This is a genomic window from Klugiella xanthotipulae (genome assembly GCF_006716695.1).
Classification (GTDB): domain Bacteria; phylum Actinomycetota; class Actinomycetes; order Actinomycetales; family Microbacteriaceae; genus Klugiella; species Klugiella xanthotipulae.
Map to the genome: position 1 here is coordinate 1,166,798 of NZ_VFPN01000001.1, position 11,862 is coordinate 1,178,659.

Consider the following 11,862-nt stretch of genomic DNA (forward strand, 5'->3'; position numbering starts at 1 on the left):
GTCTACCGACGGCGTATTCTCAGGCGGGCATTTTTCGGCGGGCTGTGGATAACCCCCGTGCACACGCACCAAAGCGGTGCAATAGTAGACGCATGGCATTTGTGATTCGTGTTCTGATCAGCGCCGTTTCTCTGTGGTTCACGACCCTGATTGTGGGCGGCAATGGCAACACCGGCGTCTGGGTGGATCCCCTCTCGGATACCGCGGTGGGGGTCACGTTCACCTTTCTGGTGGTGGCCTTCATCTTTGGTCTCGTGAATGCCACGCTGGGCACGGTCATCCGCATCGTGTCGATCCCCCTGTACATCATTACCCTGGGGCTCTTTGCCTTTATTGTGAACGGCCTGATGCTGCTGCTCACCGCGTGGTTCTCGGACCTGATTGGGTTTGGCCTGCGGGTGGACGGCTTCTGGTGGGGCGTACTCGGGGCCATCGTGCTGAGCCTGTTTACCTGGGCGATTAACCTCGTGGTCAAGCCGTCGCAGGATTCGAAGCGGGACCGCGACTGACCGACATGGCCCACCAACTCACCCACGCCCCCCGTATCGACTCCCTCACCACCCCCGACCTGGCGGAGGCCGAGCTCGGCAGCCTCCGTGCCCACGACACTCGCGAGGGCGAACGCTATCGGGGGGATGACCTCAGCGAACGGGATCTCTCGGGTGTCACCTTCCGTGAGTGCGCGTTTGTTGAGGTGACCGCCGATGACACCACGCTGCGTGCCGCCACATTTCTCGACACCACGCTGGAGCGTTTCAACGCGCCCACCCTGCGAGCGCCACGCTCCCGGCTCGCAGATGTGAGGGTGGATACCTGCCGCTGGGGGTCCGCCGAGTTCTACGACTCCAGCTGGAACTCGGTGCACATCAGCAATTGCAAGATCGGCTACCTCAACTTGCGCGGGGCACACCTACGAGACGTGCTCCTCAGCAATTGCAGCGTGGAGGAGCTTGACCTGGGCGGCGCAACCGCCACCCGCGTGGCCTGTGTGGACACCGCCGTGCAGACACTCGACGTCACCAACGCCACCCTCGAACACGTTGATCTGCGCGGGCTCGACCTGCGGGTGATTCACGGGATGTCCGGGCTACGCGGGGCCACCCTCAACGGTACGCAGGTCGCAGAGTTGGCGACGCTGCTGGCGCAGCAGGCCGGCATCCGGATCGAGGAATAGTATGCGCATCCCCTCACGAGACCACCCGATTGTGCTGGATGTGCCCGGGTGACAGAACCGAACGTGTCTTTCGCCTCGAACTACACCACAATAGAGACTGTGCCCCAGCCCAAGCAGAGTTCCTCAGATGCCTTTCGCGTGTGCTTTGTGTGTACCGGCAACATTTGCCGCTCCCCCATGGCCGAGATTGTTTTTCGTCACATTGTGGATGTCGCTGGCCTGAGTGGGGAGGTGGAGGTGAGTTCACGCGGCACGGGCGATTGGCATGTCGGCGAGAAGGCAGATTCCCGCACCCTGACGGCCCTGACAGCCCGCGGCTACGACGGTCATAGCCACCGCGCCCGCCAGATGGATCTGAACGACTTCACCAATAACGACCTGATCGTGGCCCTCGACCGCACCCATCTGCGCGTGCTCGGCACCCTCGCACCCACGCCCGAGGAGCTCGACAAGGTAGAACTGCTCATGATATTCGCCTCGCGCAGCGGTGACCAGCTTGACGTGCCCGACCCCTACTACTCGGACGATGCGATGTTCAGCCAGGTGCTGCACACCGTCGAGGCGGCGTGTGCCGCCCTGTTCCACCAGCTTGAGCCCGCCATCCGACAGAGAGATATCACCGCATGAGCACCCTTCCTCCCCAGCCCCTCAGCCCGCTTGACGGCCGCTACCGCGCTGCCGTCGCCGACCTGGGCGATACGCTCTCCGAGGCCGGCCTGAACAAGGCGCGCGTGCATGTGGAGGTGGAGTGGCTTCTCTACCTCACCGACCACTCACTATTCGGTTCGACCCCGCTCGGTGCCGAGAATCAGGATGCCCTGCGCGCGTTTGCCCGCGACTTCGGCCAAACCGAGATCGACACCCTCGCCACCATCGAGGCGCGCACACGGCACGATGTGAAGGCCGTCGAGTATCTGGTGCGCGAGAAACTCTCCCAGTTGGGCCTCGACTCCATCGCCGAGCTCACGCACTTTGCGTGCACAAGCGAGGACATCAACAACCTCTCCTACGGCATCACCGTGCGCGAGGCCGTGCAGGGCACCTGGCTGCCCCGCCTACGCCAGGTCATCGCCGAGCTGCGCCGCCAGGCCGAGGAGTACCGCGAACTGCCCATGCTGGCCCGCACCCACGGCCAGCCCGCGACGCCCACCACGCTGGGCAAGGAACTCGCGGTGTTTGTGTACCGCCTGGAACGCCAGTGTGAGCAGATCGAGGCGGCCGAGTATCTGGGCAAGTTCAGCGGGGCCACGGGCACGTTTGCCGCGCATATCGCGGCTGATGCCGCCGTGGACTGGCCCGCAGCCTCCGAGGAGTTTGTCACCTCACTGGGGCTCACCTGGAACCCGCTCACCACGCAGATCGAATCGCACGACTGGCAGGCCGAGCTGTACGCACGGATTTCACACACCAACCGCATCCTGCACAACCTGGCCACGGATATCTGGACGTACATTTCGATCGGCTACTTCCGGCAGATCCCGGTGGAGGGGGCCACGGGCTCCTCGACCATGCCGCACAAGGTCAACCCAATCCGGTTTGAGAACGCCGAGGCCAACCTGGAACTGTCCTGCGCTATCCTCGACTCGCTCGCCGCGACGCTCGTCACCAGCCGCATGCAGCGAGACCTGACCGACTCGTCGGCGCAGCGCAACATCGGTGTGGGCTTTGGCCACTCGATGCTCGCGCTCGACAACATCCTGCGCGGCCTGGGCGAGATCGATGCGGCCCCCGAGCTGCTGGCCGCAGACTTAGACGGCAATTGGGAGGTCCTGGGTGAGGCTATCCAGACCGTGATCCGCGCCGAGGTGACCGCCGGGCGGTCGAGCATTCAGGACCCGTATGCGGCGCTCAAAGAACTCACACGCGGCAAGCGCATCGGTGCCGCCGACCTGGCCGCTTTTGTGGAGGGGCTGGAGATCGGGGCGGATGCCCGGGCCCGCCTCCTCGCGCTCACCCCCGCCAGCTACGTGGGGCTCGCCTCCGAACTGCTGGGGTACTTGCCCGCGGTCGCCGCAGAGTAGCGGCATCAACCGAGCGCACACAACCGCCCCGGTGGTGATCGTCCGATCTAGTGCCCGCCACCCGCATCGTCGCGGTCCTGCGCGTCGATGTCGCGCTTCTCCAGGTCGTTGGGTTTCATCCCCATGCCGAGCAGGGCCAGCAGCACGAGCGTGACGATGAAGGCCCCACCGGCGAAGATGAGCGCCAGCTCGATCTGACGGGTTGACATCAGACTGATGAGACCGGCAAAGATCGCGAGGATGGCGGCGAAACCCACCAGTTCGACCGGCTTGAGCCGGTCGCGCTTGCTGGGCTCGTGTGAGGGGGTCGGGGGCATCAGGGTCATGACTGGATCTCCGCTTGTACGCTGCCGCGAGGGTGGGGGGTGACTCCTACCGAGGCGGCCGCAATCCCCAGGTAGACACCGGCAATGGCGAGGTATCCACCACAGAAGCCCATGAGCGCAACGATGTCCTCACCCACAAAAAGACACACAATGGCCAGTATGGCGGCACACGCCGCCAGCACGAAGTAGTCGCGTGCATAGCTGCGGCCGCGGCTGAACCAGCCGAGCAGGACGTCAATAACCGCCGTACCGGCCGCCCAGGCGATCACCAGGATGGCGAGCATATCGATGACACCCTCGCGCAGGGTCAACGCCTGCGCCACGGCAGCGGCGTCCCCCGAGACGAGGGACTGAGCCTCCAGGGCCGAAGCCACCAGGGTGAGCGCCAGAATTCCCACCGCGGCGTTCAGCGCGGCATGAGCCACGACCGCCCTCCCCAGCGAACGCACGCCGACACGGAACACCGTCGCGCCCAGAGCCAGGGCGGAGACGATCCCAAAGATGCCCACAAAGATCAGATCAAACATGATGGTCCGGTGCAGGTGGGCGGTGAACGCCAGCACAATCGCGCCCGGCACGTACACGGCGGCACGGATAGAACTCACCAGCCGAAAGGCGGATGCCTCGCCCGTTGCCGCGGTGGCGGATTCGTGTAGAACAGCAGACACGCTTAGATCTCTTCTCGTGTGGGAATGTGACCAGTGTACCTGCTGGACGCTTAGCGCAATCCGGCCCCGGGTTCTGGACCGATCGTATTCACGACCACTTTCCTGCCGGTTTCGGCAGCAAGGACGGCGAGGCCAATAAGTGCAGATCCTGACCGCTTAGGCCCGCGCGCGTCATGTTCGATGAACCGGCCACGTGCCCCGCACCGACTATCACGCCGTCACGACGTCAAATCGCTAACCCGCGGGCGAGTCGGAGCGCGAGAGCGGTGCGATCGGGCTCGTCAAGTTTGCGCAGCAGTGCGGACACGGTGTTCTTCACCGTGCCATGCGCGAGGTGGAGGCGCGTGGCGATCTCAGCATTCGGCAAGCCACGTGCGACGAGGTCGGCAACTGCCTGCTCGGCATCGGTGAGAGCGGGTTGCCTGTCAGCCGACGAACCGAACGACAGTGCTGCACGTGCGACGCGGGGATCGAGCACGAGACCGCCCGCGAGCACTTGGCGGATGGCATCCGTGAGCGCTTCCGTCGAGATGTCTTTCAGGAGGAATCCGGCGGCCCCCGCGTTGAGCAGCTGGTGCACGAGGCGAGCGTCGTCGAATGTCGTGAGCACGAGCACGGGCAGGCCGGGATGCGACACCGTACATTGCTGTACGAGACCGAGCCCGTCGAGCACGGGCATCCTGGCGTCGGCGAGCACAACGTCGGGCGCGAGGTGCGGGATGAGCGCGAGTGCCCGCATCCCATTCTCGGCTTCGCCGACAACGTCGATAACCGGATCGGTTTCGAGGATCATGCGCAGGCCTCGCCGCAGCAGCTCTTGATCGTCTACGATGATCACGCGGATTGCACTCATGCTACGTCCTATGCCGTGGCGCTGCTCACGAGGCGCATGTCGTTCGCCGCCGCTGGCAGGGCAACTGCAAGCCGGAAGCCGTCTAGCATCGGGGTCACGTCGAGCGTTCCCCCGAGCTCCTCGGCTCGAGCTCTGAGGGAGCGGAGGCCGAATCCCTCGGTGAATGGGATGGTGGACGGCCCGACGCCGTGATCCTCGAGCACGGCCTGCACAACTGCGGCAGGTGCAACGGTGTCGTTCGCCCCGCCGAGGATCATGCGCAGCTCCGCGGTGGTCGCATTCGAGTGGCGCACCACATTTGTCAGCCCCTCCTGCACGAAGCGCAGCAGCAGCAGGGAGTGCTCGTGGCTCAGCGCGGAGTCGTCGCCCTCTATTGACACGCGAATGTCGATGCCCGTGCCGCGGAACGCCTCGGCGACCGCGCGGAACGCCTCGGCGTTGCGAAGGGTACTGAGCTCGACAGGGTGCATCGCGCGCACGAGGCACCGCATCGCGTCGAGAGACTCCCCAACAAGCTCGCGTGCGCGGCGCAGCTCCTCGTGCGCCGCATCCGAGTCATCGACGCGGGCGGCGTAGTCGAGGGAGAGGCCGATGGCTGTGAGGCGATGCCCGAGGCTGTCGTGTAACTCGCGCGCTGTGCGTTCTCGCTCGCGCGCGAGCACGAGGTCGCGGTCGGTGTTGAGACGGCCGCGCAAGTCAACGTTGGCCGCATCCAGTTGCCGAAGCGCGTCACGCAACGCTTCACCGGCGCGAAGGCTGTCGCCCAGCATCGCCGCGACCACCGCAGCAATGCCCGCGAAGAACATCGCGGCGATCGCTTCGCTCACCATAAGCTCGACCGAGCTGCCGGTCGACAGGTGCAGTACGACGACCAGCGCGACCAGTGCCGCCGCGTAACCCCACACGACGAACCCCGACGCGAACGTGATACCGAGCACAAGACAGGCCACCCAAATGATGCCGTAGTACAGCGAGCCATCGCCGAGCGTCATGGTCGCCGTGGCGATCACCGCGAACGCGATCGCTGCGACGTGCGACCGTAGCCGGTCGCGGCGCCACAGCACCCAGATCGCAATGGCGGCGGTGAGCAGCAGCACGACAGCCACCGATATCCACGTTGGCCTGCGATCGTAGGAGTACAGCACCATGAGCGCCGGCCCACCCAATCCGGTGGCCGCGGCGAGGTCGAGCAGCAGGGCGCGGCGGGTCGGGATGCTGGACATATCCTTCAGCGTATACAGTCGCGGGCTCGGCCACACGTGACCGGGGTCACGATTCGCGCAGCGTCGTTGATGACCGGGGTAAGTCGCAGACGTGACTGCGGGGGCGCGCGGGATGCCTGGCGACTCCGTAGCGTCCCCTGTATGAACACCACACCTGACTCATCAGTCTCGCCCACTTGGCCCGTTTTGTCTCCGCGGCTCGGCCTAGGTCCGCTCGGCATCGCCGTGCGGGTCGTGGCGGCCATCGGAATCCTCATGATCGCCAACCTCGTCGCGAGTCTCGCACCCGCAGCGCTGAGCATCATCCCCGGCGCCGTCGAGATCTTCGGCGGGTCGTCGCCGTGGGGCTTCGCGCTGGCGTTGGTGCTCCAGGCGCTCACGCTCGGCATCGTGGTGCTCGGGGTGTGGATGTGGATGCGGTGGATCGAGCGCACCCCGATCCGCGCCGCCGGGTGGCGCTGGGGCAAGCGTTCAGCGGTGTGGCTTCTGCTCGGCGTCGCGGCGGCGGCGGCCAGCCTGTTCGCGGTCGTCGCGCTTCTGCCCGCCACCGGCCCCGTGCTCGGCGAGGAGGCATTGCTTGGCGACCAGACCGCGACGCCGGTAATGCTCGCGCTGCTGATCGTCTACTACCTGGGCCTGGCGTTCGTGCAGCAGGGCATTCCCGAGGAACTGCTGTTCCGCGGCATGCTGCTGTGGCGCGTGCGAGAGCGCCCCCTCCTCGCGGTCGTCGTGACGACGCTCGCCTTCACAGCGATCCACCTCGTGTCCAACGGCGGACAGCAGTCGGCGTGGGAGCACGTACTCTACCTTGCTCAGCCGTTCGGCTTTGCTCTTCTCGCCGTGGGGCTGCTGCTCTGGACAGGATCGCTCTGGGCAGCCATCGGGGTGCACGGCGGCTTCCACGTCGGAAACTACCTCGCCGTGGGATTCCTGCACCAGGTGGATGCGGTCGCATCGTGGCTCGCCATCGGCGGGGTCCAGGCCGCCATCGGCCTGGCACTAGTCATTACAGCCCTGCGACGCGGCAAGCGCATTCTGGACGGCGATAGCTGAGGAAACAGTCGCGAAGGAAGCGGAGTTTGTCGCAGCGGGAATGACAGATAACACTGCGAAAAAACGGCTAATTACCACTGCGCCTTACTCAGGTACAGCGCGATGGCGTCGCGGTTGCGCGTGAGGCACTCTACTTTGCACGTCAGGCGCTCCCGCTCCTGGTTGAGAACCCGGGCCGTCTCGGCGTCAATCGAGGGCACAACGGAGGCGTCCGACGGCGACCCGCAGTTCATCACACACGGCAGGATGCGCCGGATGATCCAGGTGGGGATGCCCGAATCAAGCAGTTCGCGGATGTTGCGCACCCGCTCCACATCTGATTCGGCGTACGCACGGTATCCGTTGGCCGTGCGCTCCGGAAACAGGAGCTCCTGCTCCTCGTAGTAGCGCAGGAGGCGCGCGACCACACCCGTCCGGGCCGAAAGCTCGCCAATTTTCATGATATCTCTCCCCCACTTGACCTTCACATAGATGTGAAGGTTTCATACTATCCGAATGACACTTAAAGAACCACAGACCGGCACGATTGAGACGGCATCACCCGCACCCCGACATCAGGAACCCCGTGGCGAGCGACTGCCGCTCAGCGCCCTCAGCGCCCTCGCACTCGTGGTCTTCCTCGCGATCGTCACCGAGACGCTACCCGCCGGGCTGCTCACCGCGATGTCCGCGGACCTGCGGGCGAGCGAGCCGGAGATCGGCCAGCTCATCACGGTCTACGCGGCCACAAGCGCGCTCACGGCCATCCTGCTCACCTCGCTCACTCGCCGGGTACCCCGGCGCACGCTCCTGCTCGCCCTGGTCGCCGGGTTTGCCGCCGTCAACGCCGTGACCGCCGTCTCGGACAGTTACGCGCTCACCGTCGTGGCGCGCATCTTCGGCGGCATGATTGCCGGGATGTTGTGGTCGATGCTCGCCGGCTACGCCCTGCGGATCGTGCGCCCCGAGCACCAGGGGCGGGCGCTCACAATCGCGATGGCCGGGGCACCGCTGGCCTTTGCCGTGGGGCTGCCGCTCGGCACCTTCCTGGGCGGGATCGTGGGCTGGCACCCGGTGTTCGGCGGGATCGCGGCCGTCACGGCCCTGGTCATCGTTTGGATCGTGGCCGCCGTGCCGCCCCTGCCCGGCGAGGTAGCCGGTGCCCACGGGTCGTTTGGCCGGGTGCTGCGCACGCGCGGGATGCTCCTCCTGCTGGCCACAACACTCGCCTTTGTGGTGGCCCACAACGTGGCCTACACGTATATCGGACCCCTCATGCGCACATCCGGGCTGACCAGTTCGCTCGACACGGTGCTGCTCGTTTTTGGCGTGAGCGCACTCGTGGGCATCTGGCTTGTGGGTATGTTTATCGACCGCCACCTGCGCCTGCTGATTCTCGGGGCCATGGCCCTCCTCGCCACCACCATGCTGGCGCTGGCGGCCCTGTCGGGTGAGGTGGCCGTTACGCTGGTTGCCGTCGCCCTGTGGGGTCTCACCTACGGCTCGGTCTCACCCCTCTTCCAGACCGTGCCGGCCAAGCTCATGAGCCGCGAGTTGGACGTCGCGCAGGCGATGATCGTGACCATCTGGAACCTCGGCATCGGCCTGGGTGCCGTGCTGGGCGGCGTGACCCTGGGCACACTGGGCGACGGAGGGCCGGCCTGGCTCGCGTTCGCCGCCGCCGCAGTGGCGCTTGTTGTGGCCGTGGTGGGGCGGAAGCGGGCCTTCCCGCTGGCCGGGCCGCGGCATCCGTAGTGCGGTACTGGCGGCGCAAGATAACAACGAAGCTTGCATTATATATGCCCTTTGGCGTTACCGCCCGATCACGGCCGAACGTGCAGGAAACTCCCGGGTGAGTGTAGTGTGTTACCTGTGTATGACAGTCCACCGTGTGGCGCACCTCAAAGACGAGGAGCGTGACAGTCAGACAAAAGTAGGGTTTCAATGAGTATTCAGCAAACCGTCAACTACATTGCTCAGGTGCTGGGGCGGCCGGCCCTGATCGAGGACCGAAAGCAGCGGGTGGTGGCGTACAGTCCCCAGTCGAACTTCATTGACGAGGTGCGACGCAAGACCATCTTGGAGCACCACGCGGGCCCCGACGTGAGTTCCTGGTTGCTCGGGCTGGGCGTGAACCAGGCCCGCGAGTCCTTCCACCTGCCGCAGAATGCCGAGCTAAACATGCTGCCGCGGCTGTGCGTGCCGATCTGGAAGTCGAACCTGCCACTCGGATACCTCTGGTTCATCGAGGCACCCGACCGCATGGACGCCCTCGACGTGGAGCGCGCCCACGGCCTCGGCGACCGCCTCGCCGAGGAATGGTACCGGTGGCGGATGCAGCAGAACACCGCCGCCTCCCGAAACTCGGTGAGCGTGCGCAACTTGCTACTGGGCTCGGGCGAGACCGTCGCGCGCGCCGCGGAGGACGTGACGGAGGACGGCCTCTTTGCCGCGGGGGCAGCCGTGCGCGCCCTCGTCATCCGCCCGGTCATGACAGCGGGTGGCCCACACGCCAGCGAACTGCGCGAGCGGCTCGACAAGACCGTGCGTGCCGCCACCCGCACCTGTGGCCAGATCAACGTCCTGAGCCTCGTGCGCCCCGACCACGCCGTGCTCCTCGTCCCCACATCGGACACACCCGGCCGATTTCCCGATGCGGAGGACACCGCGCAGCGCCTGCTCGCCGCCGCCAACGACATCCTGGCCACCCTGCCCGGCGTGGACCGCGTGATCGTGGGGATTGGCGAGGGTCACGACCGGCTCGACAGGGCGCAGGAGAGCTACACCAACGCGTGCCGGGCGACGCAGATCGCTGTCGCCTTCGACGTCCCCGACCGGATCGTGCACTGGGGACGGCTGGGCGTCTACCGCAGCGTGTACTCGATCGCGGCGCACGGCGTCCAGGCGAGCGACGTGCAGGCCGGACTCGCCGCCCTACTGAGCGAAAAAGACGGACGGACACTGCTCAAAACCGCCGAGTGCTACCTCAACCTGGGCTGCCGGGTGCAGGATGCGGCGGCCCAGCTCAACCTACACCGCACGTCGCTCTACTACCGGTTGGAGCGCATCGAACGCATCGTGGGCGTTGACCTTCAGGATGGCGTGCAGCGCCTGGGCCTGCACCTCGCCATCATGCTCACGCGCATCGGCACCGACCAATTCGCCGACGCGGCAGTCTATTCGACAGATGTTGCGTCGGGAGCCGCGTGAACCCGACAGACGGCCCATGTCGTCCACCCCACCGCGCTCTAGGCTGGGGACGCCGGTACCGGCCCGCCGCAGCCCAGCCCTGCCCGCGCATCCCGACCCCACCCGCCCGTGCCCCCTACGGGCAGCCACAGCAGCACACTGGAGATCACCAATGACGTCGAACCCCTCCGCACCCACCCGTGCCCCCCACCGGCGAGGGCTCACCGGTGCTCTCGCGCTCGCCCTGGTCGTCGTGCTCAGCGGAGGTCTCGCTCCGGCCGCGTTTGCGGCCGACGACGACATCTCGTGGGCCGTGCAGCCCTCCTCCGCCGAGGGTCCCGACGGCCGCGACGTGATGAGCTACACCCTCTCCCCCGGCGACACCGTCACGGACTACGTGGGAGTTTCCAACCTCGGCCACAACACCCTCTCGATGCGGGTGTATGCGATGGACGCGGCCATGACCACCGACGGCTCCTTCACGCTACCACCCGCTAGCACGCCCTCGGTGGACGTGGGCAACTGGGTGGGCATCACGGGCGAAGGCACCTATACAATCGAACCCGGCCAACGGCTCGACATCCCCTTCCGCCTGACCGTGCCGCCGACCGCGTCACCGGGCGACCACGCGGGTGGCATCGTGGCCTCGCTGAGCGAGCTGGGCACCTCCGGCGACGGCGCGCAGCAGGTCTCGGTGGACCGGCGCGTGGGCGTGCGACTGTACGTGAACATCCCCGGCGAGCGCACACCGCACCTGGAGGTCTCCGACGTGACGGTGAACTACGACGGCGGCTGGGACCTGTTTGGTGGCACCAGCACCGTCACCTACAGCGTCAAAAACACCGGAAATGTGCGCCTAGGCGGCACCGCCGCGCTCACCCTCACGGGCCTGCTCGGCTGGTCACTGGGTGCCGCCGAGGATCGCCAGCTGCCGGATGTGCTGCCCGGCTCAACCGTGGAGTTCACCGAGACTGTCACGGGCGTGGCCCCCGCGGTCTTTGTCAACGCGGATGTCTCGCTCACCCCCACCTCGGTAGGTGACGCGGGCGACGACGTGGGCACGAACGACTCGGCCAGCGGGTGGGCGTTGGCGCTGCCCTATACGGTGCTCATTATTATCCTGCTGCTGGCCGGGCTGATCTTCTGGCTCTGGTGGCGCGGACGCCGCTGGCGCACGCAGGCGAAGGCGGCGCTGGCCGGCACGGCTAGCGAGCATCCGCAACCCACCGCCTGACCGAGACGGCCGGACCCGTTTTGGGTGAGTTCTGTTCATGCGACCGAGCAATAAACGTCGATGTGTGAGGAAAAGTCACCCGGAAGGGTACGGGGCAATGCCCTCGACGATCGTCGGCACCCGGCGCGGATTCCTTCGTCAT

13 protein-coding genes are annotated in these 11,862 nt (G+C 66.2%); 8 read left to right on the top strand and 5 right to left on the bottom strand.

Annotation, left to right across the window (positions count from 1 at the left end):
- The first annotated feature begins 92 nt into the window (after positions 1–92).
- From FB466_RS05260 to purB, 4 genes are all read left to right on the top strand, one after another.
- Positions 93–509 (top strand): phage holin family protein, encoded by a 417-nt coding sequence (locus FB466_RS05260; protein ID WP_141916424.1) that lies wholly within the window; start codon positions 93–95, stop codon positions 507–509.
- Between the two features lie 5 nt (positions 510–514).
- A complete protein-coding gene (locus tag FB466_RS05265; protein WP_141916426.1) occupies positions 515–1,174 on the top strand; it encodes a pentapeptide repeat-containing protein in 660 nt (219 codons plus the stop codon).
- Positions 1,175–1,321: 147 nt separating this feature from the next.
- A complete protein-coding gene (locus FB466_RS05270; protein WP_425460896.1) occupies positions 1,322–1,801 on the top strand; it encodes a low molecular weight protein-tyrosine-phosphatase in 480 nt (159 codons plus the stop codon).
- Positions 1,798–3,195: an adenylosuccinate lyase gene (gene purB, locus FB466_RS05275; RefSeq protein WP_141916428.1), complete on the top strand. Its 1,398-nt coding sequence runs from the start codon at positions 1,798–1,800 to the stop codon at positions 3,193–3,195. The genes FB466_RS05270 and purB overlap by 4 nt, the downstream gene beginning before the upstream one ends.
- Positions 3,196–3,242: 47 nt before the next feature.
- Here purB and FB466_RS05280 read toward each other — a convergent pair whose 3' ends face one another.
- The 4 genes from FB466_RS05280 to FB466_RS05295 all read right to left on the bottom strand — a co-directional run bounded on the left by FB466_RS05280 (position 3,243) and on the right by FB466_RS05295 (position 6,265).
- A complete protein-coding gene (locus FB466_RS05280) occupies positions 3,243–3,521 on the bottom strand; it encodes an ABC transporter ATP-binding protein (RefSeq protein ID WP_141916430.1) in 279 nt (92 codons plus the stop codon).
- A complete protein-coding gene (locus FB466_RS05285) occupies positions 3,518–4,189 on the bottom strand; it encodes a hypothetical protein (protein WP_141916431.1) in 672 nt (223 codons plus the stop codon). The genes FB466_RS05280 and FB466_RS05285 overlap by 4 nt, the downstream gene beginning before the upstream one ends.
- Before the next feature lie 226 nt (positions 4,190–4,415).
- Positions 4,416–5,042, bottom strand: coding sequence for a response regulator transcription factor (locus FB466_RS05290; protein ID WP_141916433.1), 627 nt, complete (start codon positions 5,040–5,042; stop codon positions 4,416–4,418).
- An 8-nt stretch (positions 5,043–5,050) separates the two neighbouring features.
- Positions 5,051–6,265, bottom strand: a complete 1,215-nt coding sequence (locus FB466_RS05295) for a sensor histidine kinase (protein ID WP_141916435.1) — start codon at positions 6,263–6,265, stop codon at positions 5,051–5,053.
- Between the two features lie 141 nt (positions 6,266–6,406).
- On the opposite strand from FB466_RS05295, the gene FB466_RS05300 reads away from it, so the two are divergent.
- Positions 6,407–7,318 (top strand): CPBP family intramembrane glutamic endopeptidase, encoded by a 912-nt coding sequence (locus FB466_RS05300; RefSeq protein ID WP_170206035.1) that lies wholly within the window; start codon positions 6,407–6,409, stop codon positions 7,316–7,318.
- 71 nt (positions 7,319–7,389) lie between these two features.
- On the opposite strand, the gene FB466_RS05305 is transcribed toward FB466_RS05300, so the two are convergent.
- Positions 7,390–7,758: a MerR family transcriptional regulator gene (locus tag FB466_RS05305; RefSeq protein ID WP_141916438.1), complete on the bottom strand. Its 369-nt coding sequence runs from the start codon at positions 7,756–7,758 to the stop codon at positions 7,390–7,392.
- A gap of 55 nt (positions 7,759–7,813) precedes the next feature.
- On the opposite strand from FB466_RS05305, the gene FB466_RS05310 reads away from it, so the two are divergent.
- The 3 genes from FB466_RS05310 (at position 7,814) to FB466_RS05320 (ending at position 11,720) form a co-directional block, all read left to right on the top strand.
- Positions 7,814–9,052, top strand: a complete 1,239-nt coding sequence (locus FB466_RS05310; protein ID WP_141916440.1) for an MFS transporter — start codon at positions 7,814–7,816, stop codon at positions 9,050–9,052.
- A 189-nt stretch (positions 9,053–9,241) separates the two neighbouring features.
- Positions 9,242–10,507 (top strand): PucR family transcriptional regulator, encoded by a 1,266-nt coding sequence (locus FB466_RS05315; RefSeq protein ID WP_141916441.1) that lies wholly within the window; start codon positions 9,242–9,244, stop codon positions 10,505–10,507.
- A 151-nt stretch (positions 10,508–10,658) separates the two neighbouring features.
- Complete coding sequence (locus FB466_RS05320; protein ID WP_141916442.1) at positions 10,659–11,720, top strand: COG1470 family protein; 1,062 nt, start codon at positions 10,659–10,661, stop codon at positions 11,718–11,720.
- The last annotated feature ends 142 nt before the right edge of the window (positions 11,721–11,862 follow it).